Consider the following 25,867-nt stretch of genomic DNA (forward strand, 5'->3'; position numbering starts at 1 on the left):
CAAAAAATAACTACAGCAGCATAATGAGCCTGCAAGCAATTAATGCAGCATCGAGAGCATTTTAACTCACAATTAGTTCAACCCTGACAATATTTTAGCGCGGCATCCTGACACGTCTCGTAAGACGGCAGCGAGCTGATGTGTTGGGCAAACTAAATGGTGTGCATTATGGCATTTCGAGATATGGCTATTTCGAAGAAACTCGGTCTAGTCACCGTCGTGATGGGCCTTTCTTCCCTGATTATTGCGGGCGTTGCGGCGTCTGGCCTGTTCGGCCTTCAGAAAGCAATGATTTCCGTCGGCGCCCGCGAGGAAGTCGCCCGCGAGGCGATGGACCTGCGCGTCGATATCATTGCCATCAGCCGCATGACCTACCAGCTGGCGGCAGCGCCGGACAAGGCGAAGGATTTTCGCGCGGATGCCGAAAAGCGCGCCGGCGAAATGCTCGCCCGCCTGCCGAAGATCGAAGCCACCGCCGATGCTGCCGAAAAGGATCAGCTGAAGGCGATCCGCGGCGCTCTTGACAGCTATTTCACTTCGATCCGCGGCATGGTTGATATCGCCGAAAAGAACCCGGCAGATACGGCTGCGATCGCCGGCGGCCTGAAGGCCGCGCTTGATGGCCAGAAGGCCGTCACGGACACGGTCAAGGTCTATAGCACCTATTCCGGCAAGTCGCTGGCCGAAGCGCGAGAAGCCGCCGTCGCCTCCTCGACGACCGCCATCCTGATTTCGGCAATCTCCGCCGTCATCTTCATCGTCATCGGCGCTGCAATCAGCCTGATGGTTGCGACCCGCGGCATCGTCAGCCCGATCCGTTCGCTGACCCAGGCCATGACCCGCCTCGCCAACGGCGAACTCGACAACCTCAGGATCGATGCCGCCCGTAAGGACGAGATCGGCGAGATGGCCCGCGCGGTCGAAGTCTTCCGCACCAACGCGCTCGCCATGAACGAACTCAAGGCCCAGGAAGCCGCCCTGCATCGCAACAGCAGCGACCTGCAGTCGAGCATTTCCACCGTCGTTGCCTCCGCCGTCGCCGGCGACTTCTCCGGCCGCATCTCCAAGGATTACCAGAACGAAGACCTCAACCGCTTCGCCTCGGGCGTCAATGAGTTGGTCGGAAGCGTCGACGCCGCCACCACCGAAGTCCGCCGCGTTATCGCCGCACTCGCCGATGCCGACCTGACGCAAAGCATGAACGGCCAGTTCCAGGGCGCGTTCGCCGAACTGCAGACCAACGTCAATAATACGATGGTGCGCCTGCGCGGCACGATGAACAATGTCCGCGGCGCAGCCGGCACGATCAACAACAACTCCGCCGAACTGTCGTCGGCCGCTAACGATCTGTCGAAGCGCACGGAACAGCAGGCAGCCGCGCTTGAAGAAACCGCAGCCGCTCTCGACGAGATCACCGCGACCGTCCGCGCCGCCTCTTCGCGCGCCACTGAGGCCCGCGACATGGTGCATGCCACCAAGCAGAGCGCCACGAAGTCCGGCGACATCGTCCGCTCGGCCGTCACCGCCATGGGCCGCATCGAGGATTCATCCAGCAAGATCAGCCAGATCATCGGCGTGATCGACGAAATCGCCTTCCAGACCAACCTGCTCGCGCTCAATGCCGGCGTCGAGGCTGCCCGTGCGGGTGAAGCCGGTCGTGGCTTTGCCGTCGTCGCACAGGAAGTCCGTGAACTGGCACAGCGCTCCGCAAACGCCGCCAAGGAAATCAAGACCCTGATCAGCGCGTCTGCTGCCGAAGTCGAAGGCGGCGTGTCGCTCGTCCGTTCGACCGGCGACGCGCTGCTTGAGATCGAAGGCCTCGTCAACAAGGTCAACGAGCATGTGGAATCGATCGCAACTGCCGCCCGCGAACAGGCAACGGCGCTCGCCGAGATCAATTCCTCGGTCAACCACATGGACCAGATGACCCAGAAGAACGCAGCCATGGTCGAAGAGACCACTGCAGCCAGCGAAACGCTCGCAGAAGAAAGCCGCCAGCTGCAGCAGATCCTGTCGAGCTTCAAGCTCGGCGGCGCGGAAGCCGCCCCCGCTCGCGGCATGCGCTACGCAGCCTGACGGCATCACGCATCAGACATGAGAAAGCCCGGCAATGCCGGGCTTTTTTCGTTGTGGCAAACCACATCCTCCATAGCACCAGCCGCCAACAGAAATTGCAAAAGACAACTATCGGATGAGACCAACCGCCGCACTTGATCGAGATCACTCTCACTCGGCAAACGCCGCGTTAGTCAGCGCACCCTAATGCGCGCTGCACACATGAGGAGGGTGGCAGCATGTTGAACACAGCCACCCCAACCATGGATCTCAGATGAACGCGAACGTCCCTCCGTCCTCCACCAGCACAGCAACACCAACCGAACACGCGGCGGCCTCGCATGGCGGCCACGGAAATCCCGCCGTCGTCGGCCTCGCCGGCTTCGGCATGACCACCATTGTCCTTCAGTTCCACAATGTCGGCTGGGCATCGCTCGGACCGGTCATCTGGATGGGCCTGATCTTCGGCGGCCTGGCCCAGCTGATCGCTGGCCTGCACGAAGGCAAGATCGGCAACAATTTCGGCTATAGCGCTTTCACCGCCTATGGCTGCTTCTGGATCGCCCTTTGCCTGATCCAGATCGGCAATGCGATGGGCCTCTTCGCAGTCAGCGAAACCGATCTCGGCTTGTTCCTCGTCATCTGGGCAATCTATACCGCCATCATGACCCCCGGCGCGATGCGCGCCAGCACTGGCCTCGGCCTGGTCTTCATCACCCTGTTCATCGGCTTCGTTCTGCTCGTCATCGGCCATTTCGGACCGCATGTCTTCAACGTCATCGCCGGTTACGAACTGATGGTCTGCGGCGCGCTGGCGCTCTATGTCATGGCACACCAGATTTACAAGGACGCCTTCGGCCGTGACGTGCTGCCGGTCGGCAAGCCGATGATCTAAACAAGATCCACCGAGACTACCGACATTGCACGGCCTCGTCTTTTTTCAAGGACGGGGCCATTTTTGTATCATCCGGCGCCGGCGACGCCTGCCAGCCCCTCGTCTCCAAAATCCTCATCGAGAAGATCCAGCATCGAGCGCAAAGCGCGCGTCGCATGCCGCTCGGAATGATAGGCGGCGGAAAATCGCCGTAGCGGCATGGGAAAATCCACCACATGCAGCCGCCCGGCCATCGAGTGAAACTGCGTTGCACGACTGGAAAGCACGGTCGCAGAAAGCCCCGCCTCCACCGCCGCCATCGCCGCCTCGTTTGACGGCATTTCAAGCACGACGGAAAGCGCCTGCGGATCGAGACCGAGGCTAGAAAGCTGGCTCTCGAAGGCGGCCCTCGTTCCCGACCCGGCTTCGCGCATGATCCAGTTGGTTTCCAGAAGATCACTCGCCACAAGTTTTCGCCCATCCGCCCAGGCATGGCGACGGCCGACGACGAGCACAAGTCGATCCTCCGCCACGGTCGAGCGCTGCAGGTCAGGAACCACGACCTCCCCCTCGACCACGGCAAGATCCGCCTCACCTCTCACTACCGCCTCAACGGCACTCTGCGTATTGCCGACGATCAGCCGCAGGTCGACGCGCGGAAAACGCTCGTGATAGGCAACCAGCCGGGAGGGAAGCCAATAGCTCGCCACCGTCTGGCTCGCATGGACGCGCAGAACGCCGGAAGCCGAGCCACCAAGATCAGCGAGTGCCAGCTCGGCCGCCCGCGCCCGTTCCATCACCGCCCGCGCCTCATCGACGAAAAGACGGCCCGCTTCCGTTAGTCCGATACGCCGTCCGACCCGGTCGAACAGAATAACGCCATGGCGGGCTTCCAGCGCCGAGATCGCGGCACTGACAGCCGACTGCGTGAGATGGAGCGTTTCTGCTGCGCGCGTCACATGCTCAAGCCGCGCAACCTCCAGAAATATCTTCAACTGTTCCAGCGTCATCGGCAAACCATTCGATTTTATCGAACAATACCACAAAACTTATGAATTGGATTTGTTCTTTTGCGAAATGGAGAATGACATTCGAGAATACTGTGATTTTTTGGAATTTTATCGATGTCGTTTTCCGATTGGGCAGAACGTCCTTACTCATCTCTATCCGGACTGAAGCTGCTTCTGCCTGGCCTTGCGCTGACGGCCGCGATCGCGGCGGCGGCACTGGCGATCAGGTCAGCAACCGGCTGGATGGCACTGAGCCCGCTCATTCTCTCCATCATCTTCGGCATGCTTATCCGCAATACCATCGCCCTGCCGCAGATCGTCGAAACCGGCATCCAGTTCTCGCTGAAGCGCATCTTGAGAGCAGGCATCATTCTGCTTGGCCTGCAGGTCACGGTAACCCAGATCCTGTCGCTCGGCGGCTCGGCCCTCATCATGGTGACGCTGACGCTGGTGGCGACTTTCCTCGCAATGCGCCTGGCCGGCAGGCTGATGGGCGTCGACCGTCAATTGACGGATTTGATTGCGGCCGGAACCTCGGTCTGCGGCGCATCGGCCGTCATCGCCGCCAATACCGTCGTGCGCGGCAGGCAGGAACATGTCGCTTATGCCGTGGCCTGCGTCACCCTCTTCGGTTCGATTTCGATGATCGCCTACCCGCTGCTGGCCGTACCGCTAGGTCTGGACGAACGCGCCTATGGCCTCTGGTCGGGCGCAACCATTCACGAAGTTGCGCAGGTCGTCGCGGCATCGTTTCAGGCGGGTGATGTGGCCGGCCAGTTCGGCACGATTTCCAAGCTGGCACGCGTCGTCCTGCTCGCGCCGCTGATCATGACGCTGGCGCTGGCGATGCGTTCGGACGCAGGCGCAGACACGGGCGAAGGCCAGCGCGTCTCGACACCCGTGCCGTGGTTCGTCCTGGGCTTTATTGCGATGATGCTGGTGAATAGTGCTGTTTCTATCCCGGCCGACATGAGCCGCCACATCGTGATGCTGACCAACTTCCTGCTGTCCATGGCGCTTGCTGCAATGGGACTGCAGGCAAATATCGGCAAACTGCGTGCTGAGGGATGGCGACCGCTGGCGCTGGGCGCATTCGGCTGGATTTTCATCGCAGCCTTCGGCTATGCCGCACTGAAGCTCTTCGGCTTCTGATCAGCCACCCGCGAGCGGGTGGCTTCGAACACTTTGGAAATCCGGGTCAGCAGGGTTTGGGCGTGTCGTGCGCGTGCTCATCCTCACGAATGGCCTCGCCGTGATACCAGCAAGTATCCACCACGGAGAAAATCACCTCCTTGGAAGAAGCCGGCGCTGTCAGCCCGTTATCGAGACGTCTCCGCTGCATCAGGGGAAACTCATAAATTTTTGCTGTTTCACGATGGATGCCTGCCATCAATCGCCTCCTGAAAGACTGCATCACATTGGACAGGCACATATTCTGCCTATTATTTAATCCAATTGCTGCATTTTACATCATTCCTATAGTTTCCGCCAGCGGAGATTGTAATCAAATAACTTTGCACAACGCCGCACGCCATTAACTCGAATCAACGTTACGCACCCTCCTGAGTTCCGGAGGAGGGAGTCTATCTTCGAATTCGGCTTGTTTATTAAGCAAATCCAAACAAGACGGCTTGTCGAAAACGGCCCATTTGAGCGGCAGTGACATTTTTTTCATCGCCGCCGGCTCACGCGGGCGCAAACTGGCACGCAGCATGCATTCATTTGTTTAAGCCCGGGATGCTGGCCTTGATGAAAGGCGTCCTCGGATTGGCTCAACGATGAACACTACGGCCTGAGAGACAAAACATGACCAAGTATAAGCTCGAGTACATCTGGCTGGACGGCTACACTCCCGTCCCGAACCTGCGCGGCAAGACGCAGATCAAGGAATTCGATTCTTTCCCGACGCTCGAGCAGCTTCCGCTTTGGGGCTTTGACGGTTCCTCGACGATGCAGGCTGAAGGCCGTTCGTCTGACTGCGTTCTGAAGCCTGTCGCAATCTACCCCGATCCGGCCCGCACCAACGGTGCTCTGGTCATGTGCGAAGTCATGATGCCGGACGGCGTTACCCCGCATTCGTCCAACAGCCGCGCAACCATCCTCGACGACGAAGATGCATGGTTCGGTTTCGAGCAGGAATACTTCTTCTACCAGGACGGACGCCCGCTCGGCTTCCCGGAACAGGGTTACCCGGCTCCGCAGGGCCCGTACTACACCGGCGTCGGCTACAAGAATGTCGGTTCGGTTGCCCGCGAAATCGTTGAAGAGCACCTCGACCTGTGCCTCGAAGCCGGCATCAACCACGAAGGCATCAACGCCGAAGTGGCCAAGGGCCAGTGGGAATTCCAGATTTTCGGCAAGGGCTCCAAGCGCGCCGCCGACCAGATCTGGATGGCTCGTTACCTCCTGCTCCGCCTTTGCGAACAGTACGGCATCGACGTCGAATTCCACTGCAAGCCGCTCGGCGACACCGACTGGAACGGCTCGGGCATGCACTGCAACTTCTCGACCAAGTACATGCGCGAAGTTGGCGGCAAGGAATATTTCGAAGCCCTCATGGCTCAGTTCGAAACGAACCTTCAGGACCACATCGACGTTTACGGCCCGGACAACCATCTGCGTCTGACCGGCAAGCACGAAACCGCTCCGTGGAACAAGTTCTCCTACGGCGTTGCTGACCGTGGCGCTTCGATCCGCGTTCCGCATTCCTTCGTCAACAACGGCTACAAGGGTTACCTCGAAGACCGTCGTCCGAACTCCCAGGGCTGCCCTTACCAGATCGCTTCCCAGGTTCTGAAGACGATCTCGGAAGTCCCGACCGCAAAGTCGGCTGCTGCCTGATAAAAGTCCTCCCAAGGATAAACGGAAACGCCGGCTTCAAGCCGGCGTTTTCGTTTTTGCTCAGGCTGTTGACAGCAGCAGCTATTGCCCGTCTCAGTGGAACCTATGGAAGAATATTCAGCAACTTGGCGAGCAAGCCCAGTCCATCATGTTTTTGTGCTGCTCGGCACATTGCTGGCTGGGCGACGCCTGCACCCGGGCATTGCCGCAGACATTGGGCCTTATCTGGATGGGGCCATACCTGATCACGTTGTAACGATCAGACACATCTCTGGGAAAACAATTGGGCGACGTAAAGGCTATTACGAGATCCAGATTGAGGGACCAAAGCTGAGCGGAGGCTGGTACTTCTCATCCGGACAACTGGAAAAGCTGGCGAATTTGGCAAAGCACGCAGACAGCAACCCTGCCAATATTACGCCCGCACCCGTAGCCCATTCATGAACAGCTGCTCCAGAAACCGCGCAGCATCCTCGAATCGACCGTCGCCGGAATGCGCCTGCCCGAGCACCGCCCTCACCTGCACATCGAAATCGGCATAATGCTGCGTGGTCGACCAGATCGAGAAGATCAGGTGATAGGGATCGCATCTGGCGATCTTGCCGGCACGCGCCCAGGTCCGGATAACCTCGGCCTTTTCATCCACCAGCTCTTTCAGCGGCCCCTTCAGCTCGTCCTCGATACGCGGCGCGCCCTGCAGGATTTCATTGGCGAAAAGCCTGCTTTCCCTCGGGAAATCACGCGCCATCTCCAGCTTGCGACGAATATAGGAGCGGATTTCGCTTTCCGGATCACCTGCCGCGTCAAAGACCCTAAGCGGCTCCAGCCATGTGGTTAGGACCCGGTCGATCAATTGCCGGTGGATGGCTTCCTTGGTGCGGAAATAATAAAGAAGATTAGGCTTCGACATGCCAGCCGCCTCGGCAATCTGATCGATCGTAGAGCCGCGGAAACCGTTCACCGAGAATACGTCCAGAGCAGCCTCCAGGATGCGCTCTTCCTTCTCCTCCTGGATGCGCGTGCGCCGCTGCGTCTTCGCGGCCCTCGGAATAGCCATGCCGTCTTATGCCCTTGTGGTTACCCGCCGCCCAATCCTCGAAAACATTCGAAGCGTGACGATTTTCAGCTTGAGTGCGGCTGGGGAAATTGTAAGCTTTTACCAAGCGGTTAAATTATCGGCGACAAGCGGCTCAAACGCAATGCCGATCTTCCGGATTCAAGGCCGGACGAGGCCCATGGGAACGAACAGATTTGCTGCCGGTCAGCAGAGCATAAACAGATAAGGAATTTCAAAATGGTGGCAGCACCGGGCGAGAACCTGCGCGTCAACGGCGACCGTCTCTGGGACATGTTGATGGATATGGCAAAGATCGGTCCCGGCATTGCCGGCGGCAACAATCGCCAGACCCTGACGGATGCCGATGGCGAAGGCCGCCACCTTTTCAAGCGCTGGTGTGAAGCGGCCGGCATGACGGTCGGCGTCGACAAGATGGGCACCATGTTCGCAACTCGCCCCGGCTCGGATCCCGACGCCCTGCCCGTCTATATCGGCTCCCATCTCGACACCCAGCCGACCGGCGGAAAGTTCGACGGCGTGCTCGGCGTTTTGGCTGGCCTTGAAGTCGTCCGCTCGATGAACGACCTCGGCATAAAGACGAAACATCCGATCGTCGTCACCAACTGGGCAAACGAGGAAGGCGCGCGTTTTGCCCCTGCCATGCTCGCCTCAGGCGTTTTCGCCGGCGTCCATACGATCGATTATGCCTATGGTCGCAAGGATCCCGAAGGCAAGACCTATGGTGATGAACTGAAGCGCATCGGCTGGCTGGGCGATGAGGAAGTCGGCGCCAGAACGATGCACGCCTATTTCGAGTATCATATCGAACAGGGCCCGATCCTCGAAGCAGAAGACAAGCAGATCGGCGTGGTCACCCACTGTCAGGGTCTCTGGTGGCTGGAATTTACCCTCACCGGCAAGGAAGCCCATACCGGCTCCACACCGATGCCGATGCGCGTCAATGCCGGCCTCGCCTTCGGCCGTATCATGGAGAAGGTGCAGGAAATCGCCATGGCCGAACAGCCGGGCGCTGTCGCCGGCGTCGGTCAGGCCTTTTTCACCCCGAACTCCCGCAACGTGCTGCCCGGCAAGGTCGTCTTCACCGTCGACCTGCGCACGCCGAGCCAGGAAAAACTCGACCGCATGCGCGCCAAAATCGAGGCGGCGGCAACGGAAGTCTGCGAAGCCTTAGGCGTCGGTTGCTCTGTCGAGGCAGTCGGTCACTTCGATCCGGTCACCTTCGACCCGACGCTGGTCGGTCGTGTCCGCGATGCCGCCGAAAAGCTCGGCTACAGCCACATGGACATCATTTCCGGCGCCGGCCACGACGCCTGCTGGGCTGCAAAGCTTGCCCCGACCACGATGATCTTCTGCCCCTGCGTCGACGGACTGTCGCATAACGAGGCCGAAGACATCTCGAAGGACTGGGCCGCCGCCGGCTGCGACGTGCTCTTCCACGCGGTTGTCGAGACGGCGGAGATCGTCGAGTGACCGTCACCATTGCCATTGAGCAGCCGAAACAGCCTGACGTCGCCGCCCTGATCGGGCTTTCCGACGACTACATGGCATCGCTTTATCCGCCCGAAGGCAATTTCGCCGTGGATCTCGACGCATTGTGCCAGCCCGACATTTCCTTCCTGGTCGGAAGACTGGACGGCAAAGCGGTCGGCTGTGGCGGCATCAAATGGTTTGCGGATGGCAGTGCCGAACTGAAACGCATCTTCGTCCATGATGATGCACGCGGCCACGGCATCGGCCGGAAGATCATGGCCGAACTCGAGATGCAGGCAGCTTCGCGCAATGTCATCCGTCTCTATCTCGAAACCGGCCCGCTGAATGTCGAAGCCGTTCGGCTGTACGAAGCGCTCGGCTACCAATCTTGTGGCCCGTTTGCGGATTACGAGGAAAATCCGCACAGCCTGTTCATGACGAAGGATCTCAAACAGCGGGAGGCTGCGCAATGAGCGCCTTCTTCGCATCGAAACCGAAAATAAAACGATCACCACCCGAGATGTTCAGTCCCTGAGGTCCTAGATCTCGGGCGATTGACTGCGGCACACGATAAGGGGAACAACCATGGCCACAGTAATCAAGAACGGAACCATCGTTACCGCCGACCTGACCTACAAGGCGGATTTGAAGATAGACGGCGGAAAGATCGTCGAGATCGGCCCGGACCTTGCTGGCGACGAAACGCTCGACGCCAACGGGTGTTATGTCATGCCGGGCGGCATCGACCCGCATGTCCACCTCGAAATGCCCTTCATGGGCACCTATTCCGCCGATGATTTCGACAGCGGCACCCGCGCAGCCCTTGCCGGCGGCACCACCATGGTGGTCGATTTCTGTCTTCCCGATCCCGGCCAGTCCATGCTGGATGCCCTAAAGCGCTGGGACAACAAGGCGACCCGCGCGCACTGCGACTATTCCTTCCATATGGCAGTCACCTGGTGGAGCGAGCAGGTCTTCAACGAGATGCAGACCGTCGTTCAGGAAAAAGGCATCAACACCTTCAAGCACTTCATGGCCTACAAGGGCTCGCTGATGGTCAACGATGACGAGATGTTCGCCTCGTTCTCGCGCTGCGCCGAGCTTGGCGCGCTGCCCCTCGTCCATGCCGAAAACGGCGACATCGTCGCCGCCATGCAGCAGAAACTGATGGACGAAGGCAATAACGGCCCGGAAGCCCACGCCTATTCACGCCCAGCTTCCGTCGAGGGCGAAGCCACAAACCGCGCCATCATCATCGCCGACATGGCGGGCGTGCCGCTCTATGTCGTCCACACATCCTGCGAACAGGCGCATGAAGCGATCCGCCGGGCGCGCCAGAACGGCATGCGGGTCTATGGCGAACCTCTGATCCAGCACCTGACGCTGGATGAAAGCGAATATTTCGACAAGGACTGGGATCATTCCGCCCGCCGCGTCATGTCGCCCCCCTTCCGCAACAAGCAGCATCAGGACAGTCTCTGGGCCGGCCTCGCGTCGGGTTCGCTGCAATGTGTCGCAACCGACCACTGCGCCTTCACCACCGACCAGAAACGCTATGGCCTCAGTGATTTCCGAAAGATCCCGAACGGCACCGGCGGCCTGGAAGACCGCCTGCCGATGCTCTGGACCCATGGCGTCGCCACCGGCCGCATCACCATGAACGAATTCGTCGCCGTCACCTCGACCAACATCGCAAAAATCCTCAATCTCTATCCGAGAAAGGGCGCGATCCTCGTCGGCGCCGATGCCGATCTCGTCGTACTCGATCCGAAAAAGTCGAAGACGATCTCGTCCAAGACCCAGCAATCGGCGATCGATTACAACGTCTTCGAGGGCAAGCAGGTCACCGGCCTGCCGCGCTACACCCTCTCGCGTGGTGTTGTCGTCGTCGAGGACGGCACGATGAAAAGCCGCGAAGGCCACGGCCAGTTCGTCGCCCGCGAGCCCTATCCGGCGGTCAGCAAGGCTCTCTCCACTTGGAAGGAACTGACCGCACCGCGCAAGGTCGAACGAACGGGAATTCCGGCAAGCGGCGTGTGATCGTGACATGGCAGAGAACATTTTCTCCGTCGTCTCCGCGAAAAAACTGGGCCTGACCTTCGAGACGAATGACGGGCCGGTCCATGCGCTCTCCGATGTCGATCTGGAGGTGAAGCGAGGCGATTTCGTCTCCTTCATCGGCCCGTCCGGCTGCGGCAAGACGACGTTTCTGCGCGTCATCGCCGACCTCGAAAGCGCAACCTCGGGCGAAATCACCGTCAACGGCATGACGCCGGAAAACGCCCGCAAATCGCGCTCTTATGGTTACGTCTTCCAGGCACCGGCGCTTTATCCCTGGCGCACGATCGAAAAGAATATCGCGCTGCCGCTGGAGATCATGAACTACTCGACGGCAGAGCGGAAGGAACGCATCGAACGCACACTCGATCTCGTCAATCTCGCCGGCTTCGGCAAAAAATACCCGTGGCAGCTTTCCGGCGGCATGCAGCAACGCGCCTCGATCGCCCGTGCGCTGGCCTTCGACGCTGACCTCCTGCTGATGGACGAACCTTTCGGTGCATTGGACGAAATCGTTCGCGACCATTTGAACGAACAGCTTCTGAAACTCTGGGCACGCACGGAAAAGACCATCTGTTTCGTCACCCACTCCATCCCCGAAGCCGTCTACCTGTCGACCAAGATCGTCGTCATGTCCCCCCGCCCAGGCCGGGTAACGGATGTCATCACCTCGACTTTGCCAAAAGACCGCCCGCTGGAAATCCGCGAGACACCGGAGTTTCTCGCGATTGCCCATCGGGTCCGGGAAGGTTTGAGAGCGGGGCATAGTTATGAGGAATAGGTCTGCGCTTGAGAAAAAGTCCCCTCCCCAACCCCTCTCCACAAGGGGGAGGGACTTAACCCAGCCGCGCCTTCGAAACTCAATGGAGACTGGCGGCCGCCGCGGGTCTTCTCCCCCCTTGTGGGGGAGATGGCCGGCAGACCAGAGGCGGTATCGCGTAGCCAGAGATCGGGAGGATGCCAGCATGCAGCACTCCAACATCGATCCGAAAACCCGTACCCGCGCAAAACGGTTACGGCGGGAGATCACCAAGGCAGAAGCCGCCATGTGGGACATGCTTCGGGATCTCCGCCCCTTCGGTGCAAGGTTTCGCAGAGAGACACCGATCGGCCCTTATATCGCAGACTTTGCCTGGCTCTCGGCCCGCATTGTCATTGAAGTCGACGGGGACACTCACGAGACGGATCATGGCCGCAGGCATGATCTGAGGCGCGACGCATTCATGAGAAGCCAAGGGTTCAAAATTCTCAGGTTTGACAATCTCGACGTAATCAATGCGCCCGACCACGTTTTCATCAAGATCGAAACTCAGCTTGCACCGTTCCTTACAAAGGAACCCTCACCATGACCCCCGCCTTCTTCCTCTGGCTCACCGGCGCCATGGCGACCTTCCTCGCGGCCGCCACCGCCTCTCGCGCCTACATCACCTCCAGCAACATCGTCCTGCTGATCCTGTCGCTGGCGCTCTACTGTGTCGGCAACCTGATGATGGTGAAGCTGATGCGTGAAGGCGGGCTGGGTCTGGCGATCTCGGTCTCGGCGATTGCTCAATTGCTGCTCATCAACCTCATCGCCTTCGCCCTTTTCGGCGAACGCCTCACAGCCACCCAGATGGCCGGCGTAGGCCTCGGTGTCATCGCCATGGTGCTGATGCTGTTTCCGGTCGGAGCGAAAGGCTGATGGAACGGGAAAAACTCATCCAACATCGGATCATGCCCGTCACGGTGATCGTGCTCGCCATCATCGCCATCTGGTATGTCGGCGCTTACTTCATGAACGCCCCCTTCCAGCGCGATCTCGACCGCCGCGCTAACGTCACTTCGACGGCGATCGAATTCCTCGAAAAGACGATGTCGCAACCGAAGCCGACCTTGCCGGCTCCGCATCAGGTCGCCTCGAACGTTTTCGAAAACACGTTTCTCAGAAAGGTCACCTCCAACCGCAGCCTCGTCTACCACGCCTGGGTCACGCTATCGTCCACCGCCGTTGGCTTCACGCTGGGCACGCTTCTCGGCATCCTGATTGCCGTCGGCATCGTCCATGTAAAGGCGCTGGATCGCAGCCTGATGCCCTGGATCATCGCCTCGCAAACGGTACCGATCCTCGCGATTGCCCCGATGGTCATCGTAGTTCTCGGCGCGGTCAACATCACAGGCCTTCTGCCCAAGGCGCTAATCTCGACCTATCTTTCCTTCTTCCCCGTCGCGGTCGGCATGGTGAAGGGCCTGCGCTCGCCGGAACTCATCCAGCTCGACCTGATGCGCACCTATAACGCCAGCGTCGCGCAGACCTTCTGGAAGCTTCGCGTCCCGGCATCCGTGCCTTTCCTGTTCACCTCGATGAAGGTGGCGATCGCAGCCAGCCTCGTCGGCGCGATTGTCGGCGAACTGCCGACCGGCGCGGTCGCCGGCATCGGTTCGAAACTGCTCGCCGGCGCCTATTACAGCCAAACCATCGACATCTGGGCAGCCCTGATCGCCGGCTCAGTGCTCGCGGCACTGCTGGTGGCCATCGTCGCACTGGTCGGAAAGCTCGTGGAACGGGCGATGGGTGCAAAGCCGGAAAGGAGGCTCGGATGACCATCCTTAGACGATCCTGGCAATCGTGGCTTGCACTGGCGCTTGCGCTCGCAGCATTGGCGGCACTCCCCTTTCTCTCGGCTGAGGCACCATTCGCCTACAATCCGATGCGGATTTTCTCCATCTTCGTCCTGACGATCGGCGCGACGGTCGTCTCCCTCCTGCCCCTGCCCTCGTTGTTCGTGGCAGTCACGCTCCTCGTCTGCGCGCACTTCTCCACCGGTCTGCTGATTGCGCGCCTTGCCGGTAATGAGGGAATGGCATCGACGGCCTTTTTCCTGGCACTTGCTGCCAACTGGTTGCTGGCCTGGCGCTGCGTCAGCATTCTCTCCGAACTCCGGCTCCGCTCCAAGGCGGTAGACGGCCTCCTGCGCCTCGTCATCCCGGCAATCTTCGGTGCCTGGATCCTCATCCTCTGGGAGGCGGCGACCCGTGGTTTCGGCATCCCCTTCATCATCCTGCCGCCACCATCGGCGATCGGCGTTCGCTTCGCCTCCTCGATACCGACGCTCTGGGCGGATGTGCAGCAGACCGTCTTCAAGGCAGTCATCTTCGGTTATCTTGTCGGCTGCGCTGCGGGCTTTGCCGTAGCGATCCTTGCCGATCGCATCGCCTTCTTCCGCCGCGGACTGCTGCCGATCGCCAATCTCATGTCGGCCCTGCCGATCATCGGTGTCGCGCCGATCATGGTCATGTGGTTCGGCTTCGACTGGCAGTCGAAGGCTGCCGTCGTCATCGTCATGACCTTCTTCCCCATGCTGGTAAACACGATCGCCGGCTTGAGCGCAGCAGGCTCGATGGAACGCGACCTGATGCGCTCCTACGCATCGGATTACTGGCAGACGCTGACGAAGCTCAGGCTTCCCGCGGCCATGCCCTTCATCTTCAACGCGCTGAAGATCAATTCGACGCTGGCGCTGATCGGCGCGATCGTCGCAGAATTCTTCGGCACGCCGATCGTCGGCATGGGCTTCCGTATCTCGACCGAAATCGGCCGCATGAATGTCGACATGGTCTGGGCCGAAATCGCGGTTGCAGCACTCGTCGGATCGATCTTTTATGGTGTGGTCGCGCTGGGAGAGCGTGCACTGACTTTCTGGCATCCGTCTAACCGTGGGGGTTAGGCGCAACGAACCGCTGGCGTAACATCGCAAGGGCGGAAAAGAGAGGGTAGCAGCAATGAAAAAGATCATGAAGGCATTGATGGCCGGCGCCATCGGAACCACCGTGGCGCTTTCGGCAGCCCAGGCAATGGCCGCCGACAAGCTGACGCTGCAGCTGAAATGGGTCGCTCAGGGCCAGTTCGGCGGCTATTTCGTCGCCAAGGACAAGGGTTTCTATGAAGAAGAAGGCCTCGACGTCACGATCAAGCCGGGCGGCCCGGATATCGCACCGGAACAGGTGATTGCCGGCGGCGGCGCAGATGTCATCGTCGACTGGATGGGCGGCGCACTGGTCGCCCGTGAAAAGGGCGTTCCGCTCGTCAACATCGCCCAGCCGTTCCAAAAGTCCGGCCTGGAACTGATCTGCCCCAAGGACGGCCCGGTAAAGACCGAAGCCGACTTCAAGGGCAAGACGCTCGGCGTCTGGTTCTTCGGCAACGAATATCCGTTCTTCGCCTGGATGAACAAGCTTGGTTTGAAGACCGAAGGCGGCACGGATGGCGTCACCGTCCTGAAACAGAGTTTCGACGTGCAGCCGCTCGTCCAGAAACAGGCAAACTGTATCTCGGTCATGACCTATAACGAATATTGGCAGGCGATCGATGCCGGTTTCAAGGCAGAAGACCTTGTCGTCTTCAACTACACGGCGCTCGGCAACGACCTGCTGGAAGACGGGCTTTATGTCCTCGATACCAAGCTGAAGGACGAAAAGTTCAAGGAGAACATGGTCAAGTTCGTCCGTGCCTCGATGAAGGGCTGGAAATACGCTATCGACAATCCGGATGAAGCCGCCGAGATCGTGATGGAAAATGGCGGCCAGGACGAAAACCACCAGAAACGGATGATGGGCGAAGTCGCCAAGCTGATCGGCGATGGCAAGCTCGAAATGGCGACTTACGAACGCACGGTGAAGGCGCTGACCGACCAGAAGATCATCAGCAAGGCCCCTGAAGGCGCCTACACGGCCGATATCACCAGCGCAGCCCTGAAATAATGATGAAATCATGCTGAAATAATCCAGCAACAAATGTCTCTGATACTTCTTCCTGCCCGGCTTCCTAGTCGGGCATTTTTTTGCCATCAGGACATGTCAACCCGTCACTGCCTGCATGGATTGATCGTCTGAGAATGAACACGTAAAGGTAGCTGCCGAAGCCGACGCCGACTTTTTTCGGTTGAACCAGAAAGAAGTGTCGGATGAAGCTTTGGTCCCGCGTCATACAGGGAGGAAGTATGACTCGAGGGATGCCGATGGTCGGCGCATGCCCGTTCCTCCAAACAGTGGATTTGCCGCATGCCGCATAGCTTGTCGAAATCGATCCCCGCCCTCGTTCTGCTGCTTTCCTCCGTCGCAGCCTCACCGCTTGCGGCACAGCAAACCGGCCAGCCTGCCGCCGCGGAAGCAAAGCTCCCGTCGATCATCGTGACCGAGGCCTTGAAGAAATCGCTGACAGACCGGATCATTGCAACCGGCACCATACGTCCCATAGACGAGATCTACGTGCAGCCGCTTGTCGAGGGCCTCTCGGTGAAAACGATCAATGTTGATGTCTCCGACGAGGTCGAGGCCAACGCGGTTCTGGCCACCCTGAACGACGATGCGTTGCTGCTCCAGAAGAGCCAGTATCAGGCAAACAAGGCCAAGGCCGAAGCATCGGTCGCGCAATACCAGGCTCAGGTGATCGAGGCCGAAGCAAACCTCGATGACGCTGTCAAACAACGCGACCGCACGAAAAAGCTCAACGAGAGCGGCACGAGCACGGTCTCTCAGCTTGAACAGGCGAATGCCCAGGTCGACGTCGCACGCGCCCGGCTGAATGCCGCCCGCCAGGCGGTGACGGTGGGAGAAGCCGATGTCCACGTCATTGACGCCCAGCTTGCCGATGTCGAACTGCAGCTCGCCCGCACCGGCGTAAAGGCGCCCGTTGCCGGTGTCATCTCGGCAAAGAATGCCAAGGTCGGCGCCATCGCGTCCGGCAACGGCGATCCGCTTTTCACCATCATCAAGGACGGCGCGATCGAGCTGGTTGCCGACATCTCCGAATCCGACATTCAGAAGGTCAAACTCGGCCAGAAGGCACTGGTGACCGTCGCCGGCGGCCAGCGAGAGATCGAGGGCCGTGTGCGGCTGGTCTCCCCGACTGTCGACCAGACAACCAGGCTCGGCCTCGTCCATATCGAGATCGACCCCGATAGCGGCGCGCGCGCCGGCATGTATGGGCGCGCGGCAATCGTTGTGGATCAGGCAGATACGCTCGCCCTTCCGCTCTCCGCCGTCACCACAGGCCGCGAGGGCTCCTTTGCCCGCAAGGTGGAGGATGGTGTCGTCAAACAGGTGAAGATCGATATCGGCTTCCAGGACGGCGGCTTCATTCAGGTCTTGAACGGCCTGCAGCCCGGCGATGTCGTCGTCGCCAAGGCCGGCGCTTTCGTCCGAGACGGCGATCATATCGCACCGGTTCCGGAAAAGGCGGCAGCCACCAAGGGCACGGAGGCTTCGCAATGAACTTTTCCGCCTGGTCTATCCGCAACCCGATAGCTCCCCTGCTTGCCTTCGGCCTGCTGCTCTATGTCGGCCTGCAATCCTTCTTCGCCCTGCCGATCACCCGTTTCCCGAATATCGACGTCCCCGTTGTCTCCGTGACAGTGGTTCAGAGCGGCGCCTCGCCGGCTGAACTCGAAATGCAGGTGACGAAGGAGATCGAAGACGCCGTCGCCTCAATCAGCGGCATCGACGAGATCCAGTCAACCGTCACCGACGGCCAGTCGCTCACGACGATTGTCTTCCGCATCGAAAAGCCCACAGAAGAGGCGGTGCAGGACACCAAGGACCAGATCGACAAGATCCGCAGCGACCTGCCTGCCGGCATCGAGGAACCGATCGTCACCAAGGTCGATGTCGAAGGACAGGCGATCCAGACCTTCGCCGTCTCCTCGCCCAACATGACGCTGGAGGAGCTGTCCTGGTTCGTCGACGACACGATCACCCGCGACCTTCAGGGCAAGCCCGGTATCGGTCGTATCGACCGCTACGGCGGCGCGGACCGAGAAGTGCGCGTCGCCCTCAACCCGGCAAAGCTCGACGCCTACGGCATCACCGCGGCAGACGTGAATACGCAGATCAAGGGCACCAATGTCGATCTCGGCTCGGGCCGGGGCCAGGTCGCCGGCAACGAGCAGACGATCCGCACGCTCGGCGACGCTCGCAATGTCCAGCAACTTGCCGATACCAACATCGCGCTCTCGAACGGCCGCTTCGTAAAACTCTCAGAACTCGGGCGGGTGACTGACACCTATGAGGAGCAGAAATCCTTCTCGCGCTTCAACGGCACGCCGTCAGTCACCTTCGCCGTCTTCCGCGCCAAGGGTGCAAGCGAAGTCTCGGTGGCGGAAACCGTTGCCGAGGGCCTGGACGGCATCCGCAAGGCGCATCCAGATGTCACGATCGAGATGGTCGATGACTCTGTCTACTTCACCTATGGCAATTACGAGGCGGCGCTACACACGCTGATGGAAGGTTCGATCCTCGCCGTTATCGTTGTCTTCCTGTTCCTGCGAAACTGGCGCGCGACCTTGATAGCGGCAGTCGCCCTCCCGCTATCCGCCATCCCGACTTTCTGGATCATGCACATGATGGGGTTCTCGCTGAACCTCGTCTCGTTCCTCGCTTTGACATTGGCAACCGGCATCCTTGTCGATGATGCGATCGTCGAGATCGAGAACATTGCCCGCCATATCAAGATGGGCAAAACGCCCTATCGGGCGGCGCTTGAGGCGGCCGATGAAATCGGCCTTGCGGTGATCGCCACCAGCTTCACCATCATCGCCGTCTTCGTCCCCGTCTCCTTCATGCCCGGCATTCCGGGCCAGTATTTCATCCAGTTCGGCCTGACGGTGGCCTTCTCGGTATTCTTCTCGCTCGCGGTGGCGCGCCTGATCACACCGCTGATGGCCGCCTATCTGATGCGCGCCGAAGACGGGCGCGAAGACGACCACCAAGACAACGACGGAAGGCTGATGAAGGCCTATACCCGCGTCGTCACCGCCACGACCCGAAAATGGTACTGGCGTTACGCGACCATGGTCGCAGCTGTTGCATTCCTGGGTGGTTCGCTGTTCCTTCTGAGCAAGGTGCCGGGCAGCTTCCTGCCGCCGGATGACAGTTCCCGCGTGGTCCTATCTCTTGAACTGCCGCCGACCGCAACGCTCGAAGAGACGGATGCGGTCTCCACCAGCGTTTATGATGCGGTGAAGGGTATCGACGGCGTCGAAAGCGTCTTCACGCTGGGCGGCGCCTCACCCAAGGGCGATCTCGAACTGCGCCGGGCAACTGTCCGAATCATCCTGCAGAATATCGACCATTCGCTGGTGAAGACCTTGGTCAACAAAGGCCTTGGCTCTCTCCCGCTGATCGGCGACCTGTTGCCGAAACTGCCCGAACATGGCCGCACGCGCGCGCAATGGGATGTGGAGAAGGATATCTTCGCCGCCGTACGCTCCATCCCCGACGTACGTATCTCCAAGGTCAACGACCGGGCCGAACGCGAACTTTCGTTCAACTTCCTCTCCTCGAACGAGGAAGACCTGAACAATGCCGTGAGCCTGTTGGAATCCAGGCTGCGAGCCTCGCCGATCCTGGTCAACGTCTCTTCGGAAGGCGCCCTGCCCCGTCCCGAACTGCAGATTCGTCCGCGCATGGCAGAAGCCTCCCGCCTCGGCATCACCCCGCAGCAGATCTCCGAAACCGTACGCGTCGCAACGATTGGCGATATCGACGCCAACCTCGCAAAGATTTCGCTCGACAGCCGCCAGATCCCGATCCGCGTGCAGACATCGCTCGACACGCGCCGCGACCTGCAGTCGATCCGCAATCTCAAGGTCAAGACATCGTCCGGCACGATGGTGCCGCTCTACAGCGTTGCCGATATCGACTATTCGGAAGGTCCAAGCTCAATCAAGCGTAACGACCGCAACCGCGTCGTGGCGATCGGCTCCGACGTTCCCTTCGGCACGGCGCTCGACACCTCGACCGCCGAGTTCAAGCGGATCGTCGACGAGACTGAGCTACCGCCGACGGTGCGTCTGGCGGAAAGCGGCGACGCCAAGGTCCAGGCCGAAATGACGCAGAGCTTCGGTAATGCGATGCTGATGGGCCTGATGCTTGTTCTCGTCGTCCTGATCCTGTTGTTCAAGGATGTCATCCAGCCCTTCACCATCCTATTCTCCCTGCCGCTCGCCATCGGCGGCGTGGCAGTGGCGCTGATCGCGACACAGAATGCGCTCTCCATGCCCGTCCTCATCGGCATCCTGATGCTGATGGGTATCGTCACCAAGAACGCCATCCTGCTCGTCGATTTCGCCATCGAGATGAAACGGCACGGGCTGGAGCGGGTTCACGCCATGGTCGAGGCCGGCCGCAAGCGCGCAAGGCCCATCATCATGACCTCGATCGCCATGTCGGCCGGCATGTTGCCGTCTGCCATGGGCGTCGGCGAAGGCGGCTCCTTCCGTGCTCCCATGGCGATCGCCGTCATCGGCGGCATCATCGTCTCGACGGTGCTTTCGCTGCTCGTCGTACCCTCCTTCTTCCTCATCATGGACGATCTGTCGCGCCTGCTCGGCAAGCTCTTCGGCCGCTTCGTCGGAAAGAAGGAAGAAGAGGATTTGATGTCGTCGGAAGAAGTCGCCCACCATACCCGACAAAATCGTCGCAGCCTTTCGGAGTTGGAAGAACGGCTAAACCGCTTGGAAAACAATGAGAAAACAACAGTTTCCGGCTCCCACTCAGGAGCACAGGCAGGCCAACGTGTGCTTCGGTTGCCACCTATGGCAGCCGAATGACGCCTGATGGAGGCAATCTCCCCGGTCCGATTGTCAGACAACGCTCCGAATTGCGTGATTGATTGATCAGTATCAAATCCCTCTCTGCCTCACACGCTATCCTGCTTCTCAAGGATTTGGCAGTGTTCGCAAAAAAGGGAAGAGATAGCGAGATGAACAGCAGTCTGAAACTCAGCAATCGAGACCGGGCAGTGCTCATGAAGGCACCGTTTCTGGCAGGGCTGGGCAACAGTGCCCTTGTCCGGCTGATGTCCATGATGACGATCAGCACGCTTCCGGCCCGCAAATTCGTGATGCGCGAAGGCGAAACAGCCGACGCCTTCTATTGCGTTCTCAACGGTTATGTCCGGCTTTTCCGGCTGAGCCGTGAAGGTCGCGAAGCCGACATCATGGTCTGCGCCCCGGGCGATACGTTTGCAGAGCACCTTCTGTTCAGCGACAACGTTTATCTTTGCAACGCCCAGACGGCGGAGCCGGCAACGCTCGCCCGCTTCGACATGCAGGCCGTGCGTGACCTTGCCCAGCAGGATCCAGAAATCGCCAAGGCACTGATTGCCGCCATATCGCGGCATCTCGTCGGTACGATGGATTGCATCGCCAACGACCGTCTTTTCACCGCACCGCAACGGGTCGCCAACTACATCCTCAGCCGCTGCCCGGTTGACGGAGGCTCCGCCTCGATCCGCCTGCCATTCCAGAAGAGCCTGCTTGCCGGCATGCTCGGCCTTGCGCCGGAAGCGCTCTCCCGCGCCTTCTCCAGCCTGCGCCGCGTCGGCGTGACAGTCAGGGGACGTATCATCCAGGTCGGAGACGTTCAGGCGCTCAGAAATATCTGAAGCATAAAACATTGAGCAGTTTCGCGTTTCGAAGAAAGGCGGAATTGCTACAGGCTCGAAGGCGCGCGAGACGACGCAGCCTTCGCAGCGGCCTGTTGCCACAGGGGTGTCCGGCGACAGGCGAGGCCGGCGGGTCATTAGACCGCCGGCCTTTTTCTTTTACGGTTATAGGCCGGCTTTAAAGTCCGCCCTGGACCTTCAGGAATTCCACGATATGGCCGACCCCCTCGCCGCGTTTCAGGTCGGTGAAGACATGAGGCTTCATTTCCCGCATGCGGCTGGCATCCCGGTCCATTACATCCATGTCGACGCCGACATAAGGCGCCAGATCCTTCTTGTTGATCACCAGCAGATCAGATCGGGTGATGCCAGGCCCGCCTTTGCGCGGTATTTCCTCACCCTGACAAGTGGAGATGACATAGATTGTGATGTCCGCCAGATCCGGAGAGAATGTGGCTGCGAGATTGTCTCCGCCAGACTCGATGAACACGACATCCAAATCCGGAAAACGTTCGTTGAGACCCGCAATCGCCTGGAGATTGATCGTCGCATCTTCGCGGATCGCCGTGTGCGGACAACCACCTGTCTCGACACCCACGATACGATCCGAGGAAAGCGCCTGCATCCGCACCAGCGCATCGGCGTCTTCTTTGGTGTAAATATCGTTGGTAACGACCGCGACGGAGAATTCGTCCCGCATCGCCTTACAGAGTTTTTCCGTCAAATGCGTCTTGCCGGATCCGACCGGCCCACCGATGCCGACACGAAGGGGACCGTTTGCCGATTTCATGAAATGTCCTTTCGGTATGATGAGATGACAATAATGCCGCGGGAAATCCGCGCAATCGGAAAGTGGATGCCCCACCTGCGGCGTCATCAGTCGGCAGCCACGAGCGGCCGGGTATCACAAAAGTAAACATTCAACGCAGATTTGTGAATTAAGTATATCCCTAGATACCTGTAGAAAACTCATTACACAAATTGTGGTAGCGAGATAAGACCGTCATAATACGTATTGTAGTTGCAATTTAATATCGCATGCTGAGACCTTACCTCAACTGGGAAACGGGGAAATCAGAATGGATTATCAAACGACTGCATCCACATCCGAAGTATTGGAAAAACAACACGACTGCCACAAGGCGGCAGAAGCTGCTCTTTGCAGCATGTTGAAAATGCTGGAATCCTACGGCTTTGACAGAACCGAGGTTGTCCTGTCGCTGGCAGACGCGATTGACGACCAGATCCTTCTCATCGCACAGGATGCCTGAACTGAACTGCCCAACGACAATGCAATTCCGGCATTTCAGGATCGAAAAAGCCGGGAATGCTGCGTTTCGTGACGAAGAGACGCTATTTCGGCCTGTACGGCCGCGCCACCCAAATCTTCGAGGCCGGTTGAAGCCGCTCTGAGCGAAAGATCTTCTATCCGGGCTTCGAGCCTCGCAATGATCGCAACCCCTTCCGCCTGACCGGCAACGCTCAGCCGGATTCCGGCCGAAACGGCCTGCGATACGGCTGCGTGAAGGAATGCGGCAAGCGCCGGCGCAGAAGGCAGGCCATGACCTGCAGCCACGGCTCCGACGGCCACGGGAAATGGCACATTGGCCGGAAGCCGTTCGAAGACCGGATGCGGCCATGCCGAAGCTGCAGCAATGAAAGCCTTTCCAAGTGACAGCGTCTCGTTGAAGCGCTCAGCCGAACCCGCCAGCGCCAGCCCGAGAGCCGCTACCTCTGAAAGCGGGCCTTGTTTATCGGCCTGGCGCCAGGCTTCATAGAACAGCACGGCATCGTTCCACAGCGAACCATGCTGAAGCACCGTCGACAGCCAGTCCTCAAGACCCTGGGCATTTCTGACCAGCCTATCTTCGACAGCACGCTCCAGCCCGCCGGACCAGGCGAAGCCGCCAATCGGAAAGGCCGGCGAAAGCCAGGCCATCAGCCGCAGCAAGGCCCTCGTGTCCACTGCTCTGCTAATCTTCGCCTCTGTCACCGGGTCGCTCGGCCGCGGATGCTCTGTCACGATATGCGATCAGTCATGATGATGATGGTCGTGACCATGGGAATGCCCATGATCATGCGAATGGCTGCCATGGGAACCATGCGAGTGATAGGCGCCGCGAGCCGGCTGGAACGGTTCCTCGACATCGCTGACGCTGGCGCCCAGCCCCTGCAGCATGGAGCGGATCACATGATCGCGCAGGATCAGGATACGGCCTTCCTCGATCTGGGCGGAAAGATGCCGATTACCGAGATGCCATGCGAGTTCGATCAGATGCAGCGTGTCGCGCGCTTTGACTTCGAACAGCTTTTCCGGCGCCGCCTGTACTTCCACCGTATCACCATTGTCGAGAACCAGCCGGTCGCCATGATGGAAGAGCACGGCCTCCTTGAGATCAAGCATCACCATATCGCCATTCGAAAGATGCAGCAGCTTGCGGCGCAGGTGACGCAGATCGTGCGGCAGGCTGACGGTGTCGATTGGCGGGTCGGAAATCTCGCCGGCAGGGCGATAGGAATGGATGTGCTGCATGATGATAACCCGTTGAACTGCAAAATCTTTGCCATCATTGCCAAAGGCGGGGCGGCGCACAAGGGGGAGTTATCGACGGATATGAAAAAGCCCGACTCGAGAGCCGGGCTGGAAGAAATGCAGATCGCAAAATGCCTTATTCGGCAGCGATCTTCAGGGCCTTGAGGTTCTCAAGGATGTTCTGCGGCGAAGACGCACCATAGGGGTCGCTCTCGCAATTATCGGAATAGCCTTCTTCTTCGAACCACTGTTCGACGATGCCGTCATTGACGATCGCGCCATAACGCCAGGAGCGCATGCCAAAGCCGAGATTGTCCTTGGCAACCAGCATGCCCATCTTGCGGGTGAATTCGCCCGAACCGTCCGGAATAACCGTGACGTTTTCAAGATTCTGGCTCTTGGCCCATGCATTCATGACGAAAGCGTCGTTGACCGACATGCAGTAGATCGCGTCGATGCCTTCAGCCTGGAAATCGGAAAACAGCTTTTCGAAATCGGGAAGCTGGTAGGTCGAGCAGGTCGGCGTAAATGCGCCCGGCAGCGAGAAGAGCACGACGCGCTTACCGGCGAAATAATCGTCCGAGGTAACGTCCTGCCAACGGAAGGGGTTCGGGCCGCCAACGGCCTCATCGCGTACGCGGGTGCGGAAAGTGACTTGCGGAACCTTTTTGCCCAGCATCAATGCCTCCATGAGAATGAATATTCGCCCCGGTAAGAGGCAGATGCACTCCCTTAACCGCATTTCTCTTGCGATGCAGCAAAGTCAGGCGAAAATTGACGCAACGCAAACCTGCTATTCACAGAAAGCAGGGCTTGGAGCGAGTGAACGAGATCGCCAAGGGTGAACTTTGTTTTCAGTTGAAGAGTCTCAAAGACAGACCCAGCGTCTGAGGCAACGGGTTCCACCAGCCTGTGCGAATGCCCGCGGAACGAAGCGCCTGGGCTGTCCAGGTATTGCAGCCGAGGAGGGCGTTGAATGAGCCATGAGCCTCAAAGAACTGGTCATAAACTCCGTAGCCTGCATCGGGAATGGCCACGATCTCACCGCGATCCCTTACAAAACTGGCTTTGATGAAGTTCGAGAGAGTTTGAAATTCTGCCGGTGGCAGATTGAAGGAGCGTATAGCCGGATGCGTTTCATCTATGCTTCCTGTCACGTCCACATGCATTACCGAGCGATCAATGGTCAGCGCCCGAAACACCGGCATCGGCTTCAGGTCACTCCAGGTCGGCGTCTCAAGATAAAATGCGCGACCTCCCCAGCCCAACACCAGCCACTGCGCGACCGGATCAGTAATCGGAATGCCGGACGCTTCGAGAAACGCGTAGTCGGCACGTGTTTCCTCGTCGAGAGGAATGGCGATATCCGTGTGAATGGGATTGGAGAGCAACAGAATGCGCCGGGTTTCAGCAGAGGAACCTGATCGGTCCAGTGCGAACAGCGGCCGCGGAACGATTGTGCCCGCAGCCGCCGCGAACACAACAACGGCGACGACAGCAATCGATATTCGGAGGATAAATCTCATGC

Annotated in this window: 25 protein-coding genes; 17 read left to right on the forward strand and 8 right to left on the reverse strand. The window is 59.4% G+C overall.

Annotated features, from left to right (window positions below):
* The first annotated feature begins 168 nt into the window (after nucleotides 1-168).
* Nucleotides 169-2,076 (forward strand): methyl-accepting chemotaxis protein, encoded by a 1,908-nt coding sequence (locus JZX87_RS00085; RefSeq protein ID WP_206822885.1) that lies wholly within the window; start codon nucleotides 169-171, stop codon nucleotides 2,074-2,076.
* Nucleotides 2,077-2,329: 253 nt separating this feature from the next.
* Complete coding sequence (locus JZX87_RS00090) at nucleotides 2,330-2,950, forward strand: acetate uptake transporter (protein ID WP_206822887.1); 621 nt, start codon at nucleotides 2,330-2,332, stop codon at nucleotides 2,948-2,950.
* A 68-nt stretch (nucleotides 2,951-3,018) separates the two neighbouring features.
* Here the strand turns inward: JZX87_RS00090 and JZX87_RS00095 are convergent, their stop codons facing one another.
* Entirely contained in the window at nucleotides 3,019-3,939 is a 921-nt protein-coding gene (locus JZX87_RS00095) for a LysR family transcriptional regulator (protein ID WP_206822889.1), read from the reverse strand.
* 114 nt (nucleotides 3,940-4,053) lie between these two features.
* Between JZX87_RS00095 and JZX87_RS00100 the strand changes: the two genes are divergently transcribed.
* Nucleotides 4,054-5,091 carry a YeiH family protein gene (locus tag JZX87_RS00100; protein WP_206822892.1) on the forward strand — a complete coding sequence of 346 codons (1,038 nt, stop codon included), beginning with the start codon at nucleotides 4,054-4,056 and terminating at the stop codon, nucleotides 5,089-5,091.
* Between the two features lie 46 nt (nucleotides 5,092-5,137).
* On the opposite strand, the gene JZX87_RS00105 is transcribed toward JZX87_RS00100, so the two are convergent.
* Nucleotides 5,138-5,329, reverse strand: a complete 192-nt coding sequence (locus JZX87_RS00105) for a DUF2735 domain-containing protein (protein ID WP_183685231.1) — start codon at nucleotides 5,327-5,329, stop codon at nucleotides 5,138-5,140.
* A gap of 416 nt (nucleotides 5,330-5,745) precedes the next feature.
* On the opposite strand from JZX87_RS00105, the gene JZX87_RS00110 reads away from it, so the two are divergent.
* A complete protein-coding gene (locus JZX87_RS00110) occupies nucleotides 5,746-6,780 on the forward strand; it encodes a glutamine synthetase beta-grasp domain-containing protein (RefSeq protein WP_148145780.1) in 1,035 nt (344 codons plus the stop codon).
* A gap of 415 nt (nucleotides 6,781-7,195) precedes the next feature.
* On the opposite strand, the gene JZX87_RS00115 is transcribed toward JZX87_RS00110, so the two are convergent.
* The gene (locus tag JZX87_RS00115) at nucleotides 7,196-7,837 is read right to left on the reverse strand and encodes a TetR family transcriptional regulator C-terminal domain-containing protein (protein ID WP_206822894.1); all 642 of its coding nucleotides are present in this window, start codon (nucleotides 7,835-7,837) and stop codon (nucleotides 7,196-7,198) included.
* 237 nt (nucleotides 7,838-8,074) lie between these two features.
* On the opposite strand from JZX87_RS00115, the gene JZX87_RS00120 reads away from it, so the two are divergent.
* The 12 genes from JZX87_RS00120 (at nucleotide 8,075) to JZX87_RS00175 (ending at nucleotide 21,806) form a co-directional block, all read left to right on the forward strand.
* Nucleotides 8,075-9,328 carry a Zn-dependent hydrolase gene (locus tag JZX87_RS00120; RefSeq protein ID WP_210348959.1) on the forward strand — a complete coding sequence of 418 codons (1,254 nt, stop codon included), beginning with the start codon at nucleotides 8,075-8,077 and terminating at the stop codon, nucleotides 9,326-9,328.
* Nucleotides 9,325-9,801 (forward strand): GNAT family N-acetyltransferase, encoded by a 477-nt coding sequence (locus JZX87_RS00125; RefSeq protein WP_206822896.1) that lies wholly within the window; start codon nucleotides 9,325-9,327, stop codon nucleotides 9,799-9,801. The genes JZX87_RS00120 and JZX87_RS00125 overlap by 4 nt, the downstream gene beginning before the upstream one ends.
* Nucleotides 9,802-9,913: 112 nt before the next feature.
* Nucleotides 9,914-11,368, forward strand: coding sequence for a dihydropyrimidinase (gene hydA / locus JZX87_RS00130; protein ID WP_206822898.1), 1,455 nt, complete (start codon nucleotides 9,914-9,916; stop codon nucleotides 11,366-11,368).
* Between the two features lie 7 nt (nucleotides 11,369-11,375).
* Nucleotides 11,376-12,167, forward strand: coding sequence for an ABC transporter ATP-binding protein (locus tag JZX87_RS00135; RefSeq protein ID WP_206822899.1), 792 nt, complete (start codon nucleotides 11,376-11,378; stop codon nucleotides 12,165-12,167).
* Between the two features lie 184 nt (nucleotides 12,168-12,351).
* A complete protein-coding gene (locus JZX87_RS00140; RefSeq protein ID WP_206822900.1) occupies nucleotides 12,352-12,735 on the forward strand; it encodes an endonuclease domain-containing protein in 384 nt (127 codons plus the stop codon).
* Nucleotides 12,732-13,067, forward strand: a complete 336-nt coding sequence (locus JZX87_RS00145; protein ID WP_206822901.1) for a hypothetical protein — start codon at nucleotides 12,732-12,734, stop codon at nucleotides 13,065-13,067. Before JZX87_RS00140 ends, JZX87_RS00145 begins: the two co-directional genes overlap by 4 nt.
* On the forward strand, nucleotides 13,067-13,966 hold the full coding sequence (locus tag JZX87_RS00150) for an ABC transporter permease (RefSeq protein ID WP_206822902.1): 900 nt from the start codon (nucleotides 13,067-13,069) through the stop codon (nucleotides 13,964-13,966). Before JZX87_RS00145 ends, JZX87_RS00150 begins: the two co-directional genes overlap by 1 nt.
* A complete protein-coding gene (locus tag JZX87_RS00155; protein WP_206822903.1) occupies nucleotides 13,963-15,090 on the forward strand; it encodes an ABC transporter permease in 1,128 nt (375 codons plus the stop codon). The genes JZX87_RS00150 and JZX87_RS00155 overlap by 4 nt, the downstream gene beginning before the upstream one ends.
* 55 nt (nucleotides 15,091-15,145) lie before the next feature.
* On the forward strand, nucleotides 15,146-16,123 hold the full coding sequence (locus JZX87_RS00160; protein WP_206822905.1) for an ABC transporter substrate-binding protein: 978 nt from the start codon (nucleotides 15,146-15,148) through the stop codon (nucleotides 16,121-16,123).
* Nucleotides 16,124-16,423: 300 nt separating this feature from the next.
* Nucleotides 16,424-17,635: an efflux RND transporter periplasmic adaptor subunit gene (locus JZX87_RS00165; RefSeq protein ID WP_206822907.1), complete on the forward strand. Its 1,212-nt coding sequence runs from the start codon at nucleotides 16,424-16,426 to the stop codon at nucleotides 17,633-17,635.
* Nucleotides 17,632-20,970, forward strand: a complete 3,339-nt coding sequence (locus tag JZX87_RS00170; RefSeq protein ID WP_206822909.1) for an efflux RND transporter permease subunit — start codon at nucleotides 17,632-17,634, stop codon at nucleotides 20,968-20,970. Before JZX87_RS00165 ends, JZX87_RS00170 begins: the two co-directional genes overlap by 4 nt.
* 152 nt (nucleotides 20,971-21,122) lie before the next feature.
* Nucleotides 21,123-21,806, forward strand: a complete 684-nt coding sequence (locus tag JZX87_RS00175; RefSeq protein WP_183821210.1) for a Crp/Fnr family transcriptional regulator — start codon at nucleotides 21,123-21,125, stop codon at nucleotides 21,804-21,806.
* Nucleotides 21,807-21,984: 178 nt separating this feature from the next.
* Here the strand turns inward: JZX87_RS00175 and ureG are convergent, their stop codons facing one another.
* The gene (gene ureG / locus JZX87_RS00180; protein ID WP_148145792.1) at nucleotides 21,985-22,596 is read right to left on the reverse strand and encodes an urease accessory protein UreG; all 612 of its coding nucleotides are present in this window, start codon (nucleotides 22,594-22,596) and stop codon (nucleotides 21,985-21,987) included.
* Between the two features lie 289 nt (nucleotides 22,597-22,885).
* Here ureG and JZX87_RS00185 point away from each other — a divergent pair, with 289 nt between their 5' ends.
* Nucleotides 22,886-23,077 carry a hypothetical protein gene (locus tag JZX87_RS00185; protein ID WP_206822912.1) on the forward strand — a complete coding sequence of 64 codons (192 nt, stop codon included), beginning with the start codon at nucleotides 22,886-22,888 and terminating at the stop codon, nucleotides 23,075-23,077.
* Between the two features lie 35 nt (nucleotides 23,078-23,112).
* Here JZX87_RS00185 and JZX87_RS00190 read toward each other — a convergent pair whose 3' ends face one another.
* The 4 genes from JZX87_RS00190 to JZX87_RS00205 all read right to left on the reverse strand — a co-directional run bounded on the left by JZX87_RS00190 (nucleotide 23,113) and on the right by JZX87_RS00205 (nucleotide 25,865).
* A complete protein-coding gene (locus tag JZX87_RS00190; RefSeq protein ID WP_502711290.1) occupies nucleotides 23,113-23,784 on the reverse strand; it encodes an urease accessory protein UreF in 672 nt (223 codons plus the stop codon).
* Between the two features lie 54 nt (nucleotides 23,785-23,838).
* Nucleotides 23,839-24,339, reverse strand: coding sequence for an urease accessory protein UreE (gene ureE, locus JZX87_RS00195; protein ID WP_206822913.1), 501 nt, complete (start codon nucleotides 24,337-24,339; stop codon nucleotides 23,839-23,841).
* A 136-nt stretch (nucleotides 24,340-24,475) separates the two neighbouring features.
* Complete coding sequence (locus JZX87_RS00200; protein WP_206822915.1) at nucleotides 24,476-25,018, reverse strand: peroxiredoxin; 543 nt, start codon at nucleotides 25,016-25,018, stop codon at nucleotides 24,476-24,478.
* A 175-nt stretch (nucleotides 25,019-25,193) separates the two neighbouring features.
* Entirely contained in the window at nucleotides 25,194-25,865 is a 672-nt protein-coding gene (locus JZX87_RS00205; protein ID WP_206823849.1) for a TIGR02117 family protein, read from the reverse strand.
* Nucleotides 25,866-25,867: the final 2 nt, after the last annotated feature.

It is taken from the genome of Agrobacterium sp. Ap1 (assembly GCF_017313375.1).
Taxonomy (GTDB): Bacteria; Pseudomonadota; Alphaproteobacteria; order Rhizobiales; family Rhizobiaceae; genus Neorhizobium; species Neorhizobium cellulosilyticum.

What these genes read in the sequence shown, in the direction of transcription:
- JZX87_RS00205 (WP_206823849.1), bottom strand. Translation starts at nt 25,865, where the DNA reads ATGAGATTTATCCTCCGAATATCGATTGCTGTCGTCGCCGTTGTTGTG.
- JZX87_RS00145 (WP_206822901.1), top strand. Translation starts at nt 12,732, where the DNA reads ATGACCCCCGCCTTCTTCCTCTGGCTCACCGGCGCCATGGCGACCTTC.
- JZX87_RS00110 (WP_148145780.1), top strand. Translation starts at nt 5,746, where the DNA reads ATGACCAAGTATAAGCTCGAGTACATCTGGCTGGACGGCTACACTCCC.
- JZX87_RS00155 (WP_206822903.1), top strand. Translation starts at nt 13,963, where the DNA reads ATGACCATCCTTAGACGATCCTGGCAATCGTGGCTTGCACTGGCGCTT.
- JZX87_RS00150 (WP_206822902.1), top strand. Translation starts at nt 13,067, where the DNA reads ATGGAACGGGAAAAACTCATCCAACATCGGATCATGCCCGTCACGGTG.
- JZX87_RS00200 (WP_206822915.1), bottom strand. Translation starts at nt 25,018, where the DNA reads ATGCTGGGCAAAAAGGTTCCGCAAGTCACTTTCCGCACCCGCGTACGC.
- JZX87_RS00115 (WP_206822894.1), bottom strand. Translation starts at nt 7,837, where the DNA reads ATGGCTATTCCGAGGGCCGCGAAGACGCAGCGGCGCACGCGCATCCAG.
- JZX87_RS00175 (WP_183821210.1), top strand. Translation starts at nt 21,123, where the DNA reads ATGAACAGCAGTCTGAAACTCAGCAATCGAGACCGGGCAGTGCTCATG.
- JZX87_RS00090 (WP_206822887.1), top strand. Translation starts at nt 2,330, where the DNA reads ATGAACGCGAACGTCCCTCCGTCCTCCACCAGCACAGCAACACCAACC.
- ureE (WP_206822913.1), bottom strand. Translation starts at nt 24,339, where the DNA reads ATGCAGCACATCCATTCCTATCGCCCTGCCGGCGAGATTTCCGACCCG.
- JZX87_RS00095 (WP_206822889.1), bottom strand. Translation starts at nt 3,939, where the DNA reads ATGACGCTGGAACAGTTGAAGATATTTCTGGAGGTTGCGCGGCTTGAG.
- JZX87_RS00185 (WP_206822912.1), top strand. Translation starts at nt 22,886, where the DNA reads ATGGATTATCAAACGACTGCATCCACATCCGAAGTATTGGAAAAACAA.
- hydA (WP_206822898.1), top strand. Translation starts at nt 9,914, where the DNA reads ATGGCCACAGTAATCAAGAACGGAACCATCGTTACCGCCGACCTGACC.
- JZX87_RS00160 (WP_206822905.1), top strand. Translation starts at nt 15,146, where the DNA reads ATGAAAAAGATCATGAAGGCATTGATGGCCGGCGCCATCGGAACCACC.
- JZX87_RS00140 (WP_206822900.1), top strand. Translation starts at nt 12,352, where the DNA reads ATGCAGCACTCCAACATCGATCCGAAAACCCGTACCCGCGCAAAACGG.
- ureG (WP_148145792.1), bottom strand. Translation starts at nt 22,596, where the DNA reads ATGAAATCGGCAAACGGTCCCCTTCGTGTCGGCATCGGTGGGCCGGTC.
- JZX87_RS00120 (WP_210348959.1), top strand. Translation starts at nt 8,075, where the DNA reads ATGGTGGCAGCACCGGGCGAGAACCTGCGCGTCAACGGCGACCGTCTC.
- JZX87_RS00170 (WP_206822909.1), top strand. Translation starts at nt 17,632, where the DNA reads ATGAACTTTTCCGCCTGGTCTATCCGCAACCCGATAGCTCCCCTGCTT.
- JZX87_RS00100 (WP_206822892.1), top strand. Translation starts at nt 4,054, where the DNA reads ATGTCGTTTTCCGATTGGGCAGAACGTCCTTACTCATCTCTATCCGGA.
- JZX87_RS00085 (WP_206822885.1), top strand. Translation starts at nt 169, where the DNA reads ATGGCATTTCGAGATATGGCTATTTCGAAGAAACTCGGTCTAGTCACC.
- JZX87_RS00135 (WP_206822899.1), top strand. Translation starts at nt 11,376, where the DNA reads ATGGCAGAGAACATTTTCTCCGTCGTCTCCGCGAAAAAACTGGGCCTG.
- JZX87_RS00105 (WP_183685231.1), bottom strand. Translation starts at nt 5,329, where the DNA reads ATGGCAGGCATCCATCGTGAAACAGCAAAAATTTATGAGTTTCCCCTG.
- JZX87_RS00165 (WP_206822907.1), top strand. Translation starts at nt 16,424, where the DNA reads ATGCCGCATAGCTTGTCGAAATCGATCCCCGCCCTCGTTCTGCTGCTT.